17 protein-coding genes and 9 pseudogenes are annotated in these 18,890 nt (G+C 65.5%); 13 read left to right on the top strand and 13 right to left on the bottom strand.

The window, feature by feature from the left end:
• Window positions 1-39: 39 nt before the first annotated feature.
• From AC3IYI_RS41485 to AC3IYI_RS41465, 5 genes and pseudogenes are all read right to left on the bottom strand, one after another.
• A pseudogene (locus AC3IYI_RS41485) lies at window positions 40-1,026 on the bottom strand (IS30 family transposase); the annotation flags it as partial.
• A gap of 26 nt (window positions 1,027-1,052) precedes the next feature.
• Window positions 1,053-1,283 carry a transposase gene (locus AC3IYI_RS41480; RefSeq protein ID WP_489412169.1) on the bottom strand — a complete coding sequence of 77 codons (231 nt, stop codon included), beginning with the start codon at window positions 1,281-1,283 and terminating at the stop codon, window positions 1,053-1,055.
• Window positions 1,284-1,346: 63 nt separating this feature from the next.
• Entirely contained in the window at window positions 1,347-2,078 is a 732-nt protein-coding gene (locus AC3IYI_RS41475; protein WP_489412168.1) for a transposase, read from the bottom strand.
• Between the two features lie 295 nt (window positions 2,079-2,373).
• Window positions 2,374-2,757 (bottom strand): transposase, encoded by a 384-nt coding sequence (locus tag AC3IYI_RS41470; protein WP_489412167.1) that lies wholly within the window; start codon window positions 2,755-2,757, stop codon window positions 2,374-2,376.
• A gap of 272 nt (window positions 2,758-3,029) precedes the next feature.
• Window positions 3,030-3,857 carry a DUF4396 domain-containing protein gene (locus AC3IYI_RS41465; protein ID WP_489412166.1) on the bottom strand — a complete coding sequence of 276 codons (828 nt, stop codon included), beginning with the start codon at window positions 3,855-3,857 and terminating at the stop codon, window positions 3,030-3,032.
• 166 nt (window positions 3,858-4,023) lie between these two features.
• Here AC3IYI_RS41465 and AC3IYI_RS41460 point away from each other — a divergent pair, with 166 nt between their 5' ends.
• The 3 genes from AC3IYI_RS41460 (at window position 4,024) to AC3IYI_RS41450 (ending at window position 5,575) form a co-directional block, all read left to right on the top strand.
• Window positions 4,024-4,203: a hypothetical protein gene (locus AC3IYI_RS41460; RefSeq protein ID WP_489412165.1), complete on the top strand. Its 180-nt coding sequence runs from the start codon at window positions 4,024-4,026 to the stop codon at window positions 4,201-4,203.
• A 131-nt stretch (window positions 4,204-4,334) separates the two neighbouring features.
• Entirely contained in the window at window positions 4,335-4,640 is a 306-nt protein-coding gene (locus AC3IYI_RS41455; RefSeq protein ID WP_489412164.1) for a transposase, read from the top strand.
• An 11-nt stretch (window positions 4,641-4,651) separates the two neighbouring features.
• The gene (locus AC3IYI_RS41450) at window positions 4,652-5,575 is read left to right on the top strand and encodes an IS3 family transposase (protein ID WP_489412163.1); all 924 of its coding nucleotides are present in this window, start codon (window positions 4,652-4,654) and stop codon (window positions 5,573-5,575) included.
• A gap of 32 nt (window positions 5,576-5,607) precedes the next feature.
• On the opposite strand, the pseudogene AC3IYI_RS41445 reads toward AC3IYI_RS41450, so the two are convergent.
• A pseudogene (locus tag AC3IYI_RS41445) lies at window positions 5,608-5,976 on the bottom strand (transposase); the annotation flags it as partial.
• An 81-nt stretch (window positions 5,977-6,057) separates the two neighbouring features.
• Between AC3IYI_RS41445 and AC3IYI_RS41440 the strand changes: the two are divergent.
• Both AC3IYI_RS41440 and AC3IYI_RS41435 read left to right on the top strand, forming a co-directional pair.
• Window positions 6,058-6,840: pseudogene (locus AC3IYI_RS41440) on the top strand (IS701 family transposase); the annotation flags it as partial.
• Between the two features lie 111 nt (window positions 6,841-6,951).
• Window positions 6,952-7,116: pseudogene (locus AC3IYI_RS41435) on the top strand (helix-turn-helix domain-containing protein); the annotation flags it as partial.
• An 8-nt stretch (window positions 7,117-7,124) separates the two neighbouring features.
• Here AC3IYI_RS41435 and AC3IYI_RS41430 read toward each other — a convergent pair.
• Window positions 7,125-7,904: a transposase family protein gene (locus AC3IYI_RS41430; RefSeq protein ID WP_489412073.1), complete on the bottom strand. Its 780-nt coding sequence runs from the start codon at window positions 7,902-7,904 to the stop codon at window positions 7,125-7,127.
• Window positions 7,905-8,010: 106 nt separating this feature from the next.
• Between AC3IYI_RS41430 and AC3IYI_RS41425 the strand changes: the two are divergent.
• Window positions 8,011-8,277 (top strand): annotated as a pseudogene (locus AC3IYI_RS41425) (helix-turn-helix domain-containing protein); the annotation flags it as partial.
• 173 nt (window positions 8,278-8,450) lie between these two features.
• On the opposite strand, the gene AC3IYI_RS41420 reads toward AC3IYI_RS41425, so the two are convergent.
• Complete coding sequence (locus tag AC3IYI_RS41420) at window positions 8,451-9,668, bottom strand: IS4 family transposase (protein ID WP_489412120.1); 1,218 nt, start codon at window positions 9,666-9,668, stop codon at window positions 8,451-8,453.
• A 59-nt stretch (window positions 9,669-9,727) separates the two neighbouring features.
• On the opposite strand from AC3IYI_RS41420, the pseudogene AC3IYI_RS41415 reads away from it, so the two are divergent.
• Window positions 9,728-10,069, top strand: a pseudogene (locus tag AC3IYI_RS41415) (transposase family protein); the annotation flags it as partial.
• Between the two features lie 6 nt (window positions 10,070-10,075).
• A pseudogene (locus AC3IYI_RS41410) lies at window positions 10,076-10,327 on the top strand (IS701 family transposase); the annotation flags it as partial.
• 33 nt (window positions 10,328-10,360) lie between these two features.
• On the opposite strand, the gene AC3IYI_RS41405 reads toward AC3IYI_RS41410, so the two are convergent.
• Window positions 10,361-10,573, bottom strand: coding sequence for a hypothetical protein (locus tag AC3IYI_RS41405; RefSeq protein ID WP_489412162.1), 213 nt, complete (start codon window positions 10,571-10,573; stop codon window positions 10,361-10,363).
• 381 nt (window positions 10,574-10,954) lie between these two features.
• Here AC3IYI_RS41405 and AC3IYI_RS41400 point away from each other — a divergent pair, with 381 nt between their 5' ends.
• Both AC3IYI_RS41400 and AC3IYI_RS41395 read left to right on the top strand, forming a co-directional pair.
• The gene (locus AC3IYI_RS41400) at window positions 10,955-11,806 is read left to right on the top strand and encodes an IS5 family transposase (protein ID WP_489409039.1); all 852 of its coding nucleotides are present in this window, start codon (window positions 10,955-10,957) and stop codon (window positions 11,804-11,806) included.
• Window positions 11,807-11,884: 78 nt separating this feature from the next.
• Window positions 11,885-13,118: pseudogene (locus AC3IYI_RS41395) on the top strand (IS3 family transposase).
• Here the strand turns inward: AC3IYI_RS41395 and AC3IYI_RS41390 are convergent.
• From AC3IYI_RS41390 to AC3IYI_RS41380, 3 genes are all read right to left on the bottom strand, one after another.
• Window positions 13,022-13,306 (bottom strand): transposase domain-containing protein, encoded by a 285-nt coding sequence (locus AC3IYI_RS41390; protein WP_489412274.1) that lies wholly within the window; start codon window positions 13,304-13,306, stop codon window positions 13,022-13,024. The pseudogene AC3IYI_RS41395 and the gene AC3IYI_RS41390 sit on opposite strands and share 97 nt — an antisense overlap.
• Before the next feature lie 387 nt (window positions 13,307-13,693).
• Window positions 13,694-14,473 (bottom strand): transposase family protein, encoded by a 780-nt coding sequence (locus AC3IYI_RS41385; protein ID WP_489411985.1) that lies wholly within the window; start codon window positions 14,471-14,473, stop codon window positions 13,694-13,696.
• A gap of 132 nt (window positions 14,474-14,605) precedes the next feature.
• The gene (locus AC3IYI_RS41380) at window positions 14,606-15,814 is read right to left on the bottom strand and encodes a M23 family metallopeptidase (RefSeq protein ID WP_489412273.1); all 1,209 of its coding nucleotides are present in this window, start codon (window positions 15,812-15,814) and stop codon (window positions 14,606-14,608) included.
• Window positions 15,815-16,072: 258 nt separating this feature from the next.
• On the opposite strand from AC3IYI_RS41380, the gene AC3IYI_RS41375 reads away from it, so the two are divergent.
• Window positions 16,073-16,881 (top strand): IS5 family transposase gene (locus tag AC3IYI_RS41375; protein ID WP_489412161.1). Its coding sequence is split into 2 segments (ribosomal slippage): window positions 16,073-16,421 and window positions 16,421-16,881, totalling 810 coding nucleotides; the frame shifts between segments, so codons are not numbered across the junction.
• Between the two features lie 135 nt (window positions 16,882-17,016).
• Here AC3IYI_RS41375 and AC3IYI_RS41370 read toward each other — a convergent pair.
• Window positions 17,017-17,547, bottom strand: a complete 531-nt coding sequence (locus tag AC3IYI_RS41370) for a transposase family protein (protein WP_489412160.1) — start codon at window positions 17,545-17,547, stop codon at window positions 17,017-17,019.
• A gap of 145 nt (window positions 17,548-17,692) precedes the next feature.
• On the opposite strand from AC3IYI_RS41370, the gene AC3IYI_RS41365 reads away from it, so the two are divergent.
• Both AC3IYI_RS41365 and AC3IYI_RS41360 read left to right on the top strand, forming a co-directional pair.
• A complete protein-coding gene (locus AC3IYI_RS41365) occupies window positions 17,693-18,442 on the top strand; it encodes a transposase (RefSeq protein WP_489412159.1) in 750 nt (249 codons plus the stop codon).
• A gap of 215 nt (window positions 18,443-18,657) precedes the next feature.
• Window positions 18,658-18,813, top strand: a pseudogene (locus tag AC3IYI_RS41360) (ISL3 family transposase); the annotation flags it as partial.
• Window positions 18,814-18,890: the final 77 nt, after the last annotated feature.

The raw sequence follows: 18,890 nt of genomic DNA, 5'->3' as shown, positions 1-18,890 counted from the left end.
CTAAGGTGGATTCGCATGATCGTCGCAACGTTGCTGGTGTCATGCTGTCAGAGCGCCTGCGAAGAGCTCGGCGGGGGTCTGCCATCCCAGTGTCTTTCGGGGTCGGTTGTTGAGGCGGTCCTCGATGGCTTGGAGGTCGTCGGCGGTGTGGACTGAGAGGTCGCTGCCCTTCGGCAGGTACTGGCGGAGCAGGCCGTTCGTGTTCTCGTTGGTGCCGCGTTGCCAGGGGCTGCCGCGGTGGGCGACGAAGACGCCGTCGCGGAACAGCGGTGCGAGGCGGTCGTGGCAGGCCATCTCGGCGCCCTGGTCCCAGGTGAGCGTCATACGTGCGAAATCGGGAAGGTCCTGAAGGGCCTCGGTGAGGCGGGCGTGGACCTGGTCCGCGCTGTGTCCGTCGGGCAAGGCGACGAGGCGGACGTAACGGGTGCGGCGGTCGACGAGTGTGGCGATGGCGGTGCGGTTGCTCCACCCGGTGATGAGATCGCCCTCCCAGTCGCCGGTGCGTTCGCGGAGCTCGACGACGGACGGGCGTTCGTCGATGAGTGTCGCCGGCACGGCGAACCGCGGAGCGCGCTAGTCGGCCTTGCGGCGCTGCTTGCGCAGCGGCCGGCCGGTCCGCAGCTTCTTGGTGAGTGTTCTGCTCAGGACGCCTTTCGCACCCTGGTAGAGCGCCCGGTAGATGCTCTCGTGGCACAGGTGTCGCTCGGGCCGGTCCGGCCACAGAGCGCGCAGGTGGGCGGCGATCTGTTCGGGGCTCCACTCCAGGTCGCTGACACCCTGGATGCCGGCCTGGCGCATCAGCCGCTCCACCCGTTTGCGGCCCACCCTCATCCCGCGCCGGGCCAGTGCCGCGTGGATTCGCGGCGAGCCGTAGACACCGTGCGACTGGGTGTGGATCTCTCTGATCATCTCCAGGAGTGCAGCGTCCTCGCGCTCACGGCGGCACGGGTTCTTCTGCCTGCGGCGCCGACGGTAGTAGGTGGAGGGCAGGGTGTTCGTCTCCCGGAGTACCAGCTCGATTCCCAGGTGGGGGTGCTCGTCGATGAGCGCGGTCACCTGGGCCGGGTCGGGTCGAGCTGGGCCGCGAAAAACGCCGAGGCAGTGCGCAGGACCTCGTTCGCCCGGCGCAGGTCCCGGACCTCCTTCCGCAGAGCCACCAGCTCGCTGTTCTCCTCGCTGGTCAGCCGATCCCCGCGCTCACCGCGGTCGGCCTCGTCCTGGCGGATCCAGTTGCGCAGGGCCTCGTGGTGCACGCCCAGATCCCTCGCCATGTGACGGATCACCGGCCCGATACATGGCCACCGCCCGCCCCGGAAGATTTCAAGTCAAGTGAGACGGTTGTGTCGCTATGAGGTTTGTAGTGCGGGTTCCTGGCGCTTGGCCGGGTCGTTGATCCATGCCTGCTGAGGGATCTGGGGTGGTCTGGGGCGGTGGCCGAAGCGTTCAGGGTGCCGGGCGTATGCCTCGGCGAGGGTGGTGGCTCGCTGATCGTGGACCTCGTCGGCGGTGCCGAAGTGGACGCTGGCCGGGGTGTGGTAGCCGATGCCGGAATGCCGGTGCTCGTGGTTGTAGTACGAGGTGAACGCGTCGAACCATTCGCGGGCGTGGGCCAGCGAATCGAACCGCTCGGGGTAGTCGGAAACGTACTTGGTGGTCTTGAACTGGGCCTCCGAGTAGGGGTTGTCGTTGGAGACCTTGGGGCGTGAGTGGCTTCTGGTGACGCCGAGGTCGATCAGGAGCTGGGAGACCTTCTTGCTGGTCATCGAGGTGCCGCGGTCGGCGTGCACGGTCTCGGGTATCAGGCCGTTGCACTCGATGGTCTCGCGGATCAGTTCCTCGGCCCGTTCGGCGGATTCGGCCTTCTCGACGGTGTGGCCGACGACGTAGCGGCTGAAGATGTCGATGACGACGTAGGCGTGATACCAGATGCCCTTGTCCGGTCCGGCGAGCTTGGTGATGTCCCAGGTGAACACCTGCGACGGTGCGGTGGCGACCAGCTCGGGCACGGCCTTCGCCGGGTGGGTGGCCTGGCGGCGGCGTTCGCCGCACTGCCTCCGCTCCCGCAGGATCCGGTACATCGTCGAGACACAGAGCAGTGGTAGCGGCCGGCGTCCAGCTCACGGGCCCAGATCTGGGCCGGTGGCAGCTCGGCGTACTCGGGCGAGTTCATCAGCTCCAGCACCGCGGCCCGCTCGTCCGCGTCCAGCGCCGAGGGCGGCGTTGGCCTCGGTGTGTGCTCGCGCAGCGGTGCGGGCTTGAGTCTGCGGTAGTGGGTGGCCCGTGAGCGGCCGGTCAGCCGGCACGCGGCGGTGACGCCCAGCTCGCCCTCAATCCCGTTGAACGCGGCGTCCACGACCGGCCCGGCGGCGTGCGTCAGTCCGCGCTCTCGGAGATCATTTCCAAGAGCGCCGACGCTTTTCCCAGGACTTCCAACGCGGCCTTGTTCCGGGCCAGTTCCTTCTCCAGCCGCTCCACCTGGCGCCGCAGTTTCTCGTTCTCCACCTCAAGGCCGGACTTCTTCGGACGGGCCGGACTCGTCCGGCGGTCGACCAGGTTCTCCAGAGCCCCAGCGTCCCGCGCGGCCCGCCACTCGGTGACGTGCGAGTGGTAAAGGCGCTCGCGGCGCAGGACCGCGCCCTTCTCGTTCTTGGGCGCGGCGTCGTACTCGGCCACGATCCGCAGCTTGTACTCGGGAGAGAAGGTGCGACGCTTCGGCCTCGGCGCTGGATCTATGCCGGAGGTGTTCTTGCTGGTCATGAGGGGTGGTACTCCTGTCGTGCCCTCTCAGGCTAACCCGACAAAGCGGGATGTCTCACCCAAGACTGACAGAGAGGGGCTCACGCAACTCCAGCGGGTACTTCATCGGTGCGGACATCGTGACATCTCCCTTCACGATCCCCATCTGACACTCCACCAGCCACTTCCGCACCCCGGGGGAATCTCAACCCACGAACAGACCAACGCGTCACACACCCAACAGACACTCACGGCTGCAGTACCAGCTGCCGTACCCAACCGAAACGGCGAGGTTAGGCTAGATGGCCGAAGAGTGCGGCGAGGATTACACCAAACGCGAGAAATAGGACGGTCAGCGTAGCCATGGCAGCCTTCTGCGCGCCAGTCACATCAGGCTCTGCCATGGCCATGGCGGCGGTCGGAGTTGCATGCTGAAGTAGGGAGTTACCGTCGCCATATACCGCCACGGTGCCCATACCGTGTTTGAGATGGTTGGCGACCAACCAGACGTTGACTGGGTACGCGCACACCAATCCGGCTAGCACGGCTAGTGAAAACGTCGCCCAGAAACCCACGTCGGAAACGCCCTGCGCACCTGGCACATGGCTGCGGATGATGACGTTCACGGCGACCATGGCACCCATCACACAATTCATCGACAGCCACTCGGCGAACACCGTCGAGCGGACCGCTTTTGCGTAGCTTCCACCAAGCTCGTCGCGCATGAACAAGGCCTGGAAGACCAGCAATCCGAGGCCGAAGCCCACAACGTACTCGAGCACTGCGTCGGCCCAGGGTGCGAGGCCCAGTAGGGAGGCAGCGACAGACGCCACCATGATGCCCGTCGCGTCACCGGCCACGCAATGGATTGTCGAGCCGAGAGCCTGCTTCCATAGTGGGGCTGTGAACTGCTCGTGGACACCCGGTCGCGGCTCTTTGCAGGACAGCACGTAAAGGGCCGCGCCAATCGGACCAATGTAGAGGGTGACCAGCACCCAGCCCCATTTCATCACCACGAGTTCCGGATTCTGTGTGAACGCGTCGTACGCCACATAGGCCGTGGACAGGATGGCCAAGAAGAACCAGGCGTACATGAGTGCGTCAGCTACGGTCCCGTTCATACGGCAATTTTCGATGCGGACGGCCGCCCAAGGGCACCGCGACACGCACAGGGATCACGATGGTGCTGTGTGCGGCCTTGGTAGCGGGTGAGGATCTTCCAGGTTATATGGTGGACTTTGGCCCGTTTGGCGGCGGCGGTGCTGGCTGATGGACTGGTCGGACATCTTGAACCGTTCTGAGGTTGGGTCTGCCGCGCGGGCGGGCAACCCGGATGGCGCGACGGCGATATGGGTGCGCGACCGGCTCGGTGGGCTGTGGCGCGACGAGGACTTCGCCGACTGGTACCCGCGCGACGGGCGCCCCGGCCTCTCGCCCGCCCAGCTGGCCACCGTCTGCGTGCTGTAGTTCCTGCCCGGTCTGTCGGACCGGCAGGCCGCCGAGGCTTCAAGTACGCCATGGCCATAGTGAAGTTTTTCCCCTGAACTTGGACAGCCTCATACTGGGACGAATCGTTCCGGAGGAAGCAGTTCCAGGCAGTGAGTAAGAAGAGCAACAGCAACAAGCGATACACGGCCGAGTTCAAACGGGATGCCATCGCGTTGGCCCGCTCGTCGGACAAGACGGTGACCGAGGTCGCCCGCGACCTCGGGGTCAGTCCCGAAGGCCTGCGGGGTTGGGTAAAGCAGGAGGCCGTTGACCGAGGTCAGGGCAGTTCCGGGGCGCTGACCAGCGCCGAGCGGGAGGAACTGGGACGGCTCCGTCGGCGCAACCGCGAGCTGGAGCAGACGGTGACCATCCTGAAAAAAGCCACGGCTCTCTTCGCGACGGACACGTTGAAGTAGACACCGCCACAGTGTGCGGCTTCATCGACGCGCAGAGAGCCGATTCCCACCCCGACACCCCCGATGACCAGCCGATACCCGGGCTGTCGCTGCTATGCCGCGTGCTGGAGGTGCCACGCTCGACGTACTACGCCTGGAAGGCCGCGCGCCCGGCGGCCCGGGCGCGGCAGGCCTCCGAGGACGAGCTGGCCAACGAGATCCGGGCGATCCACGGCGGCCCTGGCTCCCGAAGAGCCTACGGCGCCCCACGCATCCACGCCGAACTGCGCAGACGAGGCCGGACGGTCAACAGGAAGAAGGTGGTGCGGATCATGGCCGAGCGTGACATCCATGGCGTCACGCGCCGCAAGCGGCGCGGCCTGACCAAGCCCGACCGCAAGGCCAAACCCGCTCCTGACCTGGTCGGACGCGACTTCACCGCTCCTCAGCCGGGCGTGAAGCTGGTCGGGGACATCACGTTCCTGCCGACGCTCCAGGGCTGGTGGTACCTGGCGACCGTGCTCGACCTGGGGACACGCGAGATCATCGGGTACGCGATGGCCAGTCACCACCGGGCCGGACTGGTCACCGACGCACTGCGCATGGCCGCCGGCCGCGGCGACCTCCAGCCCGGCTGCATCATGCACAGCGACCGCGGGTCGGAGTACACCTCGGGCGAATTCCGCCAGGCGGTACAGGAGTTGGGCCTGAGGCAGAGCATGGGACGAACCGGCTCATGTTACGATAACGCCGCAGCTGAGAGCTTTTTCGGCTTGATGAAAGCGGAGATCGGCACCACCGTCTGGGAGAACCACGAGGCCGCCCGCACCGACGTCTTCCGCTTCATCGAGGTCGAGTACAACCGCGCCAGGCTCCGCAAGCACCCCGAGTTCGGATACCTCACCCCACTCGAAACCCGGACCCTGCTGCAGCAAGACCTCACCCCCGCAGCGTAAGCACACGCTGTCCAAGTTCAGGGGTCAACTTCACCCACACAGTCCGTGGACGATTTCGCATCCCCCGTCTCGTCCACCACCAACACCACTTTCTGCCCGGCAAGTTCATCGACGACCAGACCGACAATCTCCCTCCGGGCCAGGCCGTGATCGAACCGGGCCCGAGACAACAGGTGCTGCAACCGGTGAGGTCCCGGATGCCCCAGCGCCTGCCCGAGAGTCCAGCAATTGCGCGTATCCAGCTCCAGCAACAGCCCCGTGATCAGCTCCGCCGCCGTCGCACGTGCCTCACACCGTGCGAAACAGCCCGCGACCGCCTTCATCGCCCTTCCGAATGCCTCGCCCCACACCCGCTCGGTTATCGTGGCCTCCACGGCCACCGCGTCTTGATACGTCGTCACAAACGTTCATGATCACGGTGGCCGCCCTCACACCCGAACCCACCCCGGCAAGCCCCCGAACAGCGAAAACAACGGAACTACAGCTGCCGTGACTGTGTGGGAGCCGGCAGGCAGTACTCGGGGGCGATCGGTGGTGTGGGTCTGTGCCAGGTGGCGGTGCACCTGGCGGCGGTCACCGCGACCACGAAGGTGATCATTGACCGGGTCCTGTACCTCCCGGCGGACTGGGCCGCAGACGAGGAACGCCGCGAGGCCGCCGGGGTGCCGGAGCGGATCGTCTTCGCGACGAAACCGCAGCAGGCGCTGGCCATGGTCGCCAACACGCTCGCCACGGGGATCGCAGCCCGCTGGTTCGCGGGCGACGAGGTGTACTGCGGCCGTGAACTGCGTCGGGGCATACGCTCGCTGGGGCTCGGCTATGCGGTCGCCGTCCCGGCTTCGTACCAGGTCACCGACGGGGCGGGCCACCGCCGGGAGGCCCGCAAACTGATCAACAGAGTGCGGCCCGGGCAGTGGATGCGCCGGCAGACCGGACACGGCACCAAGGGCACCCGCGAGTACGACTGGGCCTGGCCCGACGTCCGCCCCGACGACACTCCCGACGAGAACGAGAACGAGAACGAGAACGAGAACGAGAACGAGAACGCGGCCGGGGCGAGTGTGCTGGTCGCGCGCCGGCATCGCTACACCGGTGAGGTGTCCTATTTCCGCTGCTGGGCGCCCGGCGACGTCTCGCTGGCCACGCTGGTGGAAGTGATCTGCCGCAGGTGGAGGATCGAGGAAGCTTTCCAGTTCACCAAGGGCTTCACCGGGCTCGACCAGGGCCAGGTGACCTGCTGGAACTCCTGGATGCGCTGGTCACTGAGCATTTTCAACTTGGCCACTGATCGGGTGACGAGGTGGTGGTGAAACGGGCAGAGCCCCCGGGCTGTTGAGCAAGGTATCGATGCTCAACTCTTCAGCCTGGGGGCTCTGTTGGTTCCCTATCGTGCCGTACTCGATGTTCCGCATGCCCTCGTGGAGTGGGTGACGATGCTGATCGTCACCCGGGAGGGTGACCGCCGGTGCAAGCTGCCGCCCTCCGAGCGGGCCCTGGCCGCACTGGTGTACCTGAAGAAGAACGACACCCTGAGGCCTATTCACGGGGTTCACCAGCCCTTCTTGTAGAAGGCGAGGGCGGTGATGGTCCTGGTGATGAGGGGGAAGGTTTGGAGGGCGCCGCGGTAGCGGGTGGCGAGGATCTTCCAGTCCTTCAGGTGCGCGATCGCCCGCTCGACCGCGGCGCGGAGTTTGCCGATGCTCTGGTTGTAGACCTTGTCTCCGGCGGGCCGTTCCCGGCCTGGGGGCTTGCGTCTCGCGGTCAGCATCCCGGAGCCGAGGTAGCCCAGGTCACCGATGTCCTCCCGGTTGGCGAACGTCCCGGGAAAGTGGGACTGCCGCCAGGCATGCATGTCGTGCCGTGAGCCCGGGACGGGCGCCGGGACCGCGAGCAGATCCCCTGACAAAGTGGCCGCGACCTGCAGGTTGAAGCCGGTGTCCCTGTGCTTGCCGGAGAACATTGTTGTGCCCTCGCTTGCCCCGTCCCAGGTGGTCACCAGGGTGCCGTCGATCAGGACGAGGCGGCCGGCTGAGATCTCCGTGGGGTCCGGGACGTGTCCGGCCAGGACCTTCTCCACCACCGGCAGTAGCGTCGTCCACCGCCTGGAGACAGTGGCCTGGGAGATCCCGAACAGCTCCGCGGCCGCCTCCTGGACGGGGTTCTGCCGCAGCAGGAACAGCACCAGTACCACCGACTTGTACAGCCCCAGCACCCACATCCGCCCCGGCGTCACCGTCCGGTCCGGATCCTCCACCAACGCCCGGTGGACCTGTTCCACCAGCCCGCCCAGTTGATCCTTGTCCAGCCCTGTCGTAACGTCCCAGCTCAACGGCCCTGCCCCGGTAATGATCTGACGTCTTCGCAAACATCAGGCTACGCAGCAGGGCCCTCTTCACGATCAAGGAAATCGGGCTACGAACCCCCGTGAATAAGCCTCCCTGACTCAGATCGCGGCGGGTTTCGGGATCAGCGTGGGTACCACCCACGCCTACGTTCACGGCGTTGTGGCGCTCCTGGCAGGCCGGGCGCCGGGCCTGACCGCGGCTTTGAGAACGGCGGACGCCCGGTATGTCCTGCTGGACGGGACCCTCGCCGAGTGCGACCGGGTTGGTGACGGCCGCGCCGACTACTCGGGCAAACACCGCCGCCACGGGGTAAACATGCAGGTCATCACCGCGCCGGACGGAGACCTGGTCTGGATCCAATGCCGTTAGGTTAAGGGCCGGGTGGGGGTGGTATGAGCGTGGGGTTGCGGGGTGGAGTGGGTGCCTGCCGGTCGTCAGGCTTCTTGATGAGGTATCGGGAGATGATGCGTTTGATGACACGAGGACTCGTCCGCGGTCGCCTGGGTGGGTTCACGTTGGCGAGGAGTTCATCAAGCATCAGGTGGGCAGGGCTGAGGTGATGAGGGGGAAAAGTCCGCCGGAGGCATCAAGGCGATGCGACGGGCGGCTCGCAGGCAGGTGGTGAAGGACAGCCGGTCGGGGTCGAGGGCATCGGCGTTGGCGCGGGCTGCTTCGAACATGTGCACGCGCAGTGCGTAGTGCACGAGCAGGTGGCCCCAGATCTGTTGGAGGATTCCGTCCACGGTCTTGCTGGCCAGGACCGTGCCCGCTCCGATCTGCTGGGTCTTGAGTTCTTTGAAGGTCGTCTCCACTTCCCACCGCTCGGTGTAGAGGGCGGCCAACTCCGCTCCGGGGTAATACTCATGGTCGAGCAGCGTGGTCAGCAGCGTGTAGGTTTCCTGACCCTCGTCGAGTTGGTAGCGCAGCGCGCGGACCTGGATACCGTGCTCCCGTCGACGGTCCTGGTACCCGTAGATCGTGGTGATCCAGGACCCGTCGGGCAGCAGCCGGTCAGGCTCGAGTTTGTAGCGTTGGCCGGCCAGCCGCAGGAGAAGATCGGCACCGGAGGCCTGCCAGGCCCGCCAGAGATCCACGCCTGGCAGGCCCCGGTCGCCCAGGATCAACATGCCCGGGCCCATCGACCGGGCCAGGCCCTGGGCGGTCAGCGACTCGTGGACCGAGTACGCGCTGACCACCGCGTCGACGACGGCGTGTGTGCCGCACTCCACCAGTCCCACGATCTTGGCCTGCGGGAACGCCGCCCGCTTGTACGGCTCCTTGCCCGCCTTCGGCCGGCCGCCATGTCGGCCGAACTCCTCTTCGTTGGCCGCAGTGTCCGCCAAGTCGACGCAGGTGCCGTCCACCGCCATCAACCGCAGCCCACGCCAGAAGGCCCAGGTGTCCGCAGGCCCGCCCAGCGGTACGGCGGCGCGGGTGAACAGTTCCCGCAACGGTTCGGCTCCCAGCCGCTGACGCGCCAGAAAGATGGACGGCTTGCTCGGCTCCCGCCACGCCCCCAGCAGGCCGATCTGCCGCAGCCCGAACGTCGTCTTGCGCATGACCTCCAGATACGGATCCGGCGAAAACAACGCCATCCCGAGGACGAAGTACACCATCAGCCGGGCCGGCAGAAGCCGAGACCGCCGCTCCACCCGCCCGCACACCTCAAGCACTTCGTCAACGAGCCCAGCCGGATACACCCGCGCCAGCAGCCCAACGCTGACCACATCACGCAACTCGGGCTCCACGAGCACCCCTGAACGTCCGTCATACACGATGGAGGAGCAGGTTAACCTAACGGCATTGGGTCTGGATCTCACCCGCTCTCGCGGGCCGGATCCACGATCTCACCGCGGCCCGTCGGCACCGGATCATCGCCACATGCATCCGCCTCGGCATCCCCGTCCTGGCGGACAAGGCCTACCAGGGAGCCGGCGACATCGTCGCCGTCCCACACCGCCGGCGACCCGGCAAAGACCTCACCGTCAAACAGAAGTCCGTCAACCGGGCACACTCCCGACTCCGGTGGCCCGTCGAGAGAGCCATCGCCCGGATCAAGACCTGGCGCATCCTCCGCAAAGCCCGAACCAGCCCGAACAAACTCACGTCAATCACCAAAGCCATCCTCACCCTGGAGGGGCACCGCTGAAAAGGTTCACTGTTCTCCCTGATCGCCGCCGCCGTCCTCGCCCTCACGGCCGCAGCCGTCCATGAAGACTCCGAGCCGCAGCCTGGACTTGTCCCGCTGACCTGTCCCGAGCTCATCCGTCTCCTGCGGGCCCTCGTGCTACCCCCGCCAGCCCGCGACCGTGACCACGTCCTGCACTGGATCGCTTTCAGACGCCATCACCAGGCCGTCGCAACCGCCTGCCACCAGCAACGACACCACCGTCACGACCAGCCATGATCACGAACTACAGCTGCCGTGACCGAGGCTAAGTCACATTAGCAGCATCTCGAGGTCTATTTGCTCTGCAACCCTGTTGAGTCGGCGTATTTCGTTGACGACTATCGCAAATTCCCCTTCACCTGGCTCGCCTAGCGCTTCGTTAATAGAATCAGCCAGTGTGTGCAGTAAGGAGCTTATCTCTTCGGCTGGAATGTAGATATCTCCGTCAGTGGCCAAAATTAGCGTCACGTTGAAGGTGTGCATACGGATCCTTTGATCGCTTGGCTGGGGGTCAACTCATAGAGTGGGCATTTTAGAGAGCGATAGGAGAGACGCTTAGAGGTCCTGGCGTAGGCGCTGGACGTGTCGGTGGGTGATGAGGCGGGTGGCGAGGCCGAGGTGGGGCCTTGACCCCGGATTTTGTACATGTCTATGCGGCTCGGGCCAGGGTAGTTTCTGTTCATTGGAAGTCGTTCTCGTAGGCGATCGGAGATCGCTGACCGAGGCGGGAGTGCCGGCTCGGCTGGGGAAGGGCGGGATGGAGGGCTTCGGCCTGGAACCACGCACCAGGAATGGGGGGCCTCCCCCTGAGACCGCGTTTGAGATCTGGCGTTGCGGCGGCGGGACTGGCTCGTTGAGTGGTGCATGAGCGCTGTCGGGGAGGGCTACCCGTCGGATCTGACGGATGAACAGTGGGCACTGATCGATGAGTTGCTGCCGCCGCCGCGGACCGGGCCGAAGGGTGGACGGCGGGAGAAACACCCCAGACGCCGGGTCGTGGACGCGATCTTCTACGTGGTGCGGACGGGCTGCTCCTGGAGGCAGTTGCCGAAGGACTTTCCCCCGTGGGAGACGGTGTACTGGTACTTCAGCAGGTGGCATGACGGGGGCACGGTGGAGAAGATCCACGACACGCTGCGTGCAAAGGTTCGCGAGGCGGACGGTCGGGACGCGGAACCGTCGGCCGCTCTGATCGACTCGCAGTCCGTGCGGGCCGCCGACACCGTGCCGAAGGAGACCAGCGGTTACGACGCGGGCAAGAAGACCAAGGGCCGCAAGCGGTTCATCGTCACCGACACCCTCGGCCTGCTGCTGGCCGTGCACGTCGTTGCAGCGAGTGTCCAGGACCGGGACGGCGCCAAGCGGCCATTGCTGTGGACCCGCCTGGACCACCCGACGGTACGGCTGATCTGGGCAGACCAGGGATTCGCCGGCCGCCTCGTGGTCTGGGCCCAGGAGATCCTCGGCCGCACCGTGGAGATCGTCCGTAAACAGCCCGGACAGCGCGGCTTCCAGGTCCAGCCCAAGCGGTGGGCGGTAGAGCGTACGTTCAGCTGGATCACCATGCGCCGGCGCCTGGCCTGCGACTACGAACGCAGCCCGGCCCACTCCGAAACCATGATCCGCTGGGCCATGACCGACGTCATACTGCGACGGCTCACACGCGGCAGGCCCGTCGTCCGGACCGGACGACGACCACTGCAACGCATCCGCTGACAGATCTCAAACGCGGTCTGAGTGGTGGACACGCTGATACTGGATCTGCTTGATCCGGAGGAAGCGAGAAGACCGTCGATGGCGCTAAAGGACTATTCGGACGAGTTCAAGGCTGATGCCGTGGCCCTGTACGCGTCCACACCCGGGGCGACGTATAAGAACATCGCCGCTGACCTGGGCATCAACCGGGCGACCCTGCGCGAATGGGTGCTGCGGGACCGCGAACGTCGCGGCGTCACCGCCGCAGGTGCGAAGCCGGCCGCCCACCGGGCGGCGGTGACGCCTGCGGATCCGGACGAGCGGGTCCGGCGCCTGGAGGCCCGGGTGGCGGAACTCGAGGCCAGTGAGCGCAAGCTCGCCACCGAGCGGGACATCCTCCGCAAGGCGGCCAAGTATTTCGCCGGAGAGACGAACTGGTGAGGAGCCGCTTCCAGTTTGTTGACGACCACCGGGCCACCTTTGAGGTGAAGCGGCTCTGCCAGGTCCTGGACGTCAACCGGTCCAGCTACTACAAGTGGCTCGCCGGTGCCGAGGCCCGGGCCGCCCGGAAGCAGGAGGACCGGGTCCTGGCCGAGGAGATCCGTGAGGTCCACGGCGAGTCCGGCGGCGCCTACGGCTCCCCGCGCGTGACCGCCGAGCTCCGCGAGAAAGGGCGGCGGGTCAACGAGAAGCGGGTCGCCCGGGTCATGCGGACGTACTCCATCGCCGGGATCCGCCTGCGCGGACGCGTCCGCACCACGGTCCCCGACCCGGCAGCCTCACCGGTTCCAGACCTGTTCCAGCGGGACTTCACCGCCCCCGAGCCGGACGCAAGTACATGGCTGACATCATGTATCTCCCGCTCGCGGGCGGGAAGTTCCTCTATCTCGCGACGGTGCTGGACTGCTTCAGCCGCAAGATCGTCGGCTGGTACATCGCCGACCACATGCGCACCGATCTGGTCGCCGACGCTCTGCGGATGGCCGCCCGCACCCGCGGCTCGCTGGACGGGGCGGTGTTCCACTCCGATCACGGACCCCAATATGGATCAAGGGCCTTCGCCGGCCTCTGCGACCAGCTCAAGGTCACCCGGTCGATGGGCGCGGTCGGCACCAGCGCCGACAACGCGGCCTGCGAAAGCTTCCACGCGTCCCTGAAACGCGAGACCCTCCAAGGCGCCCACGACTACGGCGACGCCGACACCTGTCGCAGGACCGTCTTCGCCTGGCTGACCCGCTACAGCACCCGCCGCCGGCACTCCACCAACGGCCACCTCAGCCCCGACGAATACGAACGACGACACCACACCGCTAAACTCACGCTCGCCGCGTGACCAATAGCCGCGTGCCCACCTTCACGGGGGAAGGCCCGTCGGCGCTTCTCACCGCAACCCGTCACACCAACGACCTGGTCCACCAGCTCCGGCGGGCACGATCGGGTCAAGCTCCCAATCCCCAGCCGCTCCAGACGCGACACCAACACGAACGGCTCAACGCCCGCCCACCCCAAAAGCAACGGCATTGTCATCCGTTCGACAGGGGGACACAGTCATGCCGGGCCTGGAGGCCAGCGGCCCTCTTGCAGGACCGCGAAGAACATAACGGGGGTCTCTCCGAGATGTGAGGCTTCGGCGGCGAGCGTCCATGGAGCGAGATGTTCACCGCTCTGGAGCCACTCCCCGATCATCCGGATGCCGGCGGTGACGACCTCTCGCCTGCCGAGTGCGCTTCGATTCTGGTCCGGCTGGAGGCGATCACCGGCCACTGGGCACGGGAAGGCGGCAAACCAGCTCCTGCAGCACATCGGGGGTGCCCGCCAGCTGGCGGGCACCCTGCGGCTCTGTATTGAGAAGGACGTCCCGCTGGCCTTCCTCTGATGCCACCAGCCACGGAGGCCTATTCACGGGGTTCACCAGCCCTTCTTGTAGAAGGCGAGGGCGGTGATGGTCCTGGTGATGAGGGGGAAGGTTTGGAGGGCGCCGCGGTAGCGGGTGGCGAGGATCTTCCAGTCCTTCAGGTGCGCGATCGCCCGCTCGACCGCGGCGCGGAGTTTGCCGATGCTCTGGTTGTAGACCTTGTCTCCGGCGGGCCGTTCCCGGCCTGGGGGCTTGCGTCTCGCGGTCAGCATCCCGGAGCCGAGGTAGCCCAGGTCACCGATGTCCTCCCGGTTGGCGAACGTCCCGGGAAAGTGGGACTGCCGCCAGGCATGCATGTCGTGCCGTGAGCCCGGGACGGGCGCCGGGACCGCGAGCAGATCCCCTGACAAAGTGGCCGCGACCTGCAGGTTGAAGCCGGTGTCCCTGTGCTTGCCGGAGAACATTGTTGTGCCCTCGCTTGCCCCGTCCCAGGTGGTCACCAGGGTGCCGTCGATCAGGACGATGCGGCCGGCTGAGATCTCCGTGGGGTCCGGGACGTGTCCGGCCAGGACCTTCTCCACCACCGGCAGTAGCGTCGTCCACCGCCTGGAGACAGTGGCCTGGGAGATCCCGAACAGCTCCGCGGCCGCCTCCTGGACGGGGTTCTGCCGCAGCAGGAACAGCACCAGTACCACCGACTTGTACAGCCCCAGCACCCACATCCGCCCCGGCGTCACCGTCCGGTCCGGATCCTCCACCAACGCCCGGTGGACCTGTTCCACCAGCCCGCCCAGTTGATCCTTGTCCAGCCCTGTCGTAACGTCCCAGCTCAACGGCCCTGCCCCGGTAATGATCTGACGTCTTCGCAAACATCAGGCTACGCAGCAGGGCCCTCTTCACGATCAAGGAAATCGGGCTACGAACCCCCGTGAATAAGCCTCACGGAACCACTTACGCGACAACTCTTACCATTGCGGCTCTCGCACCTCCCCATACTTAAACACGCCTTCGGGATGGTCTTCAAAGTGAAGGTGCGGACCGATTGCGTGCCCCGTCGAACCTACGGAGCCAATCGCGTCGCCTGCGGAGACGTGCGCTCCAGCCTGCACGCTGATCTGCGAGAGATGAGCGTATACATACAGCCGTCCGTTGTCCGCTCGAAGTCCGATCCACTTGCCATACCCCGTCGGGTCAGATTTAGTATATTCAATTTTTCCTGCTCGGACAGCATATACACTCGCCCCTGCAGGTGCCGCATAGTCAACTCCTGTGTGAAAACCCGCCGCATACCTCTCATGACGTACTCCGAATTTGTACGAGACCGTATTGCTTGCCAAAGGCGAAGCAAGCCGGGTCGTTTCAAGTGGGCCGGCTGGCTGCAGTCCGAGGAGCGCGAACACCCTTTCCCGAGGCACATTTTTCGAAATTTTCCGGTGTTCTTTGAAGGCGGCATAGGCTGCCTGAGTCTGTTTTCCGAATAGGCCAGTTGCGCCCGCAGGGATGTTACTGCTATGGTCAATCAGGGCGCGCTGGAATAGGCGGATGCTTTCGTTTTCCTCGCCGAATCGCACATCGTCGATGCATGCCGCCTTAATTGAACCATTCTTTTGGTTTGAGGCGAGAAAAACGGAGCTTCCTGCCGTCCTGAGGGCGGGGACTGGTTGCGGGCCAAGTCGACGGCGTTGCGTGCTATCTGAGTGTGGAACTCTCGCGGAGACGGATTCCGTACCATTAGCCAGCTCAAGCGTTGATGAGCCTTGCAGATTGCAGCGTGGACTTGCCACGGCTTCGATAGGCTGTGCTATTACCCTCGCCTCGCGAGTTCCAGTAGTCTGGCGGCTCCTCTTGCTTTTCTCCGCCTCACCCTTGCCCCAGTAATTACGTGGGAGGTCTTTAGTGGGCGAGGTGGTGATAGCGGTCGATTCAGCGGGCTGGTCGTTCCCCGGGTGGTGAAAGGAGAAGGGGAGGCCGAATAGGTGCACAGTCAGAACCAGGCAGGTAAGGATGGCACCCGCTACGACTCTAGATGTTTCGCGGGAGAGTGAATGATTCCAGAAGATTGTCCCTTCAGAGGGTGTGGGGGTGATTCGACCCTTACGTGCGCGAACGGCTTGCCGTGGGATCACCGCCCTGCGGTGCCTCCCTGTCGGTTGCAAGAACACAGATTTATACATCGGATCTCCTCTGCTCTGGGGGTGGTGCCTTCCAGCAGCATCGGTAAGCCGGTACGAAAAACTGATGATGGCGCGCCGCTCGACATGCAACTTAGGTAACTGTAGGCAAACACCTGAAAGGCGTTTGCCTACAGCAGTTGGAGCTCCAAAAGTCTGCATCGAGGATCTCGCAGCGAGGACCCTACGAGGGTATTTCTGTGACGTCGGGTCGGGCTAAGAAGTCATCTCATTTGGTCCTCGCGGGGTAGGCTCTCGTTCATGGTGGGGATCGTTGAGCGGCTGGTGCCGGACGAGTTGTGGGTGCTGTTCCAGCGGGTGGTGCCGGAGGCGCCGTCGCGGCCCCAAGGCGGTGGACGGCGCCGGCACGGTGACCGTGAAGTACTGGCCGCGATCGTGTTCGTCGCGACGTCGGGTTGCACCTGGCAGCAGCTGCCCACGGCATCGTTCGGCCCTTCGGGGGCGACAGCCCACCGACGGTTCTCCGAGTGGAGCAAGGCCCGCGTGTGGGCTAAGCTCCACCGCCTGGTCCTCGACGAACGAGGCGCCCGCGGCGAGCTCGACTGGTCCCGCTGCGCGATCGACTCGGTGAACATGAGGGCCTTGAAAAGGGGGATCTGACAGGTCCGAATCCTGTCGATCGGGGCAAGTATGGCTCGAAGATCCACTTGATCACCGAGCGGACCGGTCTGCCCCTGTCCGTCGCAATCTCGGGCGCCAACCTGCACGACAGCCAGGCCCTCGAGCCCCTCGTTCGCGGCATACCGCCCATCCGTTCCCGCCACGGACGCCGACGACGCAAGCCCGGCAAGCTCCACGCGGACAAGGGCTACGACTACGCCCACCTGCGACGATGGTTACGCGGACGCGGCATCAAACACCGCATCGCCCGCAGAGGCATCGAGTCCTCACAACGGCTCGGCCGCCACCGATGGGTCATCGAAAGGACCATGTCCTGGCTCGCCGGCTGCCGACGACTCCACCGCCGCTACGAACGCAAGGCCGAGCACTTCCTCGCCTTCTCCAGCCTTGCCTGCACCCTCATCTGCTACCGCCGACTGGCCAAATGAGATGATGTCTAAAGGGTGTTGCAGAAGGCCCGGTTCGGGCAGGCTTGAATGGTGTTTGACCTGCTATTTCGCCCGGCCATGGCGAGGCGGCCGCCTCCAGCCGCACACCCTCGCCAGGAGGCCTATTCACGGGGTTCACCAGCCCTTCTTGTAGAAGGCGAGGGCGGTGATGGTCCTGGTGATGAGGGGGAAGGTTTGGAGGGCGCCGCGGTAGCGGGTGGCGAGGATCTTCCAGTCCTTCAGGTGCGCGATCGCCCGCTCGACCGCGGCGCGGAGTTTGCCGATGCTCTGGTTGTAGACCTTGTCTCCGGCGGGCCGTTCCCGGCCTGGGGGCTTGCGTCTCGCGGTCAGCATCCCGGAGCCGAGGTAGCCCAGGTCACCGATGTCCTCCCGGTTGGCGAACGTCCCGGGAAAGTGGGACTGCCGCCAGGCATGCATGTCGTGCCGTGAGCCCGGGACGGGCGCCGGGACCGCGAGCAGATCCCCTGACAAAGTGGCCGCGACCTGCAGGTTGAAGCCGGTGTCCCTGTGCTTGCCGGAGAACATTGTTGTGCCCTCGCTTGCCCCGTCCCAGGTGGTCACCAGGGTGCCGTAGATCAGGACGAGGCGGCCGGCTGAGATCTCCGTGGGGTCCGGGACGTGTCCGGCCAGGACCTTCTCCACCACCGGCAGTAGCGTCGTCCACCGCCTGGAGACAGTGAGCATTTTCAACTTGGCCACTGATCGGGTGACGAGGTGGTGGTGAAACGGGCAGAGCCCCCGGGCTGTTGAGCAAGGTATCGATGCTCAACTCTTCAGCCTGGGGGCTCTGTTGGTTCCCTGTCGTGCCGTACTCGATGTTGCGCATGCCCTCGTGGAGTGGGTGACGATGCTGATCGTCACCCGGGAGGGTGACCGCCGGTGCAAGCTGCCGCCCTCCGAGCGGGCCCTGGCCGCACTGGTGTACCTGAAGAAGAACGACACCCTGACTCAGATCGCGGCGGGTTTCGGGATCAGCGTGGGTACCACCCACGCCTACGTTCACGGCGTTGTGGCGCTCCTGGCAGGCCGGGCGCCGGGCCTGACCGCGGCTTTGAGAACGGCGGACGCCCGGTATGTCCTGCTGGACGGGACCCTCGCCGAGTGCGACCGGGTTGGTGACGGCCGCGCCGACTGCTCGGGCAAACACCGCCGCCACGGGGTAAACATGCAGGTCATCACCGCGCCGGACGGAGCCCTGGTCTGGATCTCACCCGCTCTCGCGGGCCGGATCCACGATCTCACCGCGGCCCGTCGGCACCGGATCATCGCCACATGCATCCGCCTCGGCATCCCCGTCCTGGCGGACAAGGCCTACCAGGGAGCCGGCGACATCGTCGCCGTCCCACACCGCCGGCGACCCGGCAAAGACCTCACCGTCAAACAGAAGTCCGTCAACCGGGCACACTCCCGACTCCGGTGGCCCGTCGAGAGAGCCATCGCCCGGATCAAGACCTGGCGCATCCTCCGCAAAGCCCGAACCAGCCCGAACAAACTCACGTCAATCACCAAAGCCATCCTCACCCTGGAGGGGCACCGCTGAAAAGGTTCAGTACTTCCGACTTGTATTGGGGATAGCGGTGTCGTGATCGGGTTGGCCGCCCGTAGCGTGCCGTAGGACGCCGGGCAGGCTGACTCGAGTACTTCCTGCCGCCCGCAGGGGCTGGCTCTCTTTGGGCTCTGTCTCACATTCGGTGGTGACGGAGAGTCGTGCGGGTCGTTGACCTTCGCGTGAAGGAAGTCAACGAGCTTGTGCAGATGGTGTTTTCGGGTCTGTTCCCGCTGGTCATCGAAGATGTGGCCGACGAGGGTGAACGGATCGTGGTGCGGTCGCGGACTCCGCAGGAGGCGGCGATCTGTCCGGTGTGCGGGGCGTCGGCGGGGCGGGTGCACGGCTACCACTGGCGGACAGTCACGGCAGCTGTAGTTCGTGAGGCATTGGACGTCGTCGCTGGTCAGCGTGGCGGGTGGGTGCCTGCGGGCAGAGGTGC

The sequence above is a fragment of the Streptomyces sp. GL_148 genome, from assembly GCF_057834205.1.
This window is presented reverse-complemented; position numbering and strand designations above follow the sequence as displayed.

Bases quoted from the DNA above. Each gene is read 5' to 3' on its own strand.
- AC3IYI_RS41405 (WP_489412162.1), bottom strand. From the start codon at position 10,573: ATGCACACCTTCAACGTGACGCTAATTTTGGCCACTGACGGAGATATC.
- AC3IYI_RS41390 (WP_489412274.1), bottom strand. From the start codon at position 13,306: ATGCCGTTGCTTTTGGGGTGGGCGGGCGTTGAGCCGTTCGTGTTGGTG.
- AC3IYI_RS41400 (WP_489409039.1), top strand. From the start codon at position 10,955: ATGAGCGCTGTCGGGGAGGGCTACCCGTCGGATCTGACGGATGAACAG.
- AC3IYI_RS41465 (WP_489412166.1), bottom strand. From the start codon at position 3,857: ATGAACGGGACCGTAGCTGACGCACTCATGTACGCCTGGTTCTTCTTG.
- AC3IYI_RS41380 (WP_489412273.1), bottom strand. From the start codon at position 15,814: ATGTATAAATCTGTGTTCTTGCAACCGACAGGGAGGCACCGCAGGGCG.
- AC3IYI_RS41470 (WP_489412167.1), bottom strand. From the start codon at position 2,757: ATGACCAGCAAGAACACCTCCGGCATAGATCCAGCGCCGAGGCCGAAG.
- AC3IYI_RS41475 (WP_489412168.1), bottom strand. From the start codon at position 2,078: ATGTACCGGATCCTGCGGGAGCGGAGGCAGTGCGGCGAACGCCGCCGC.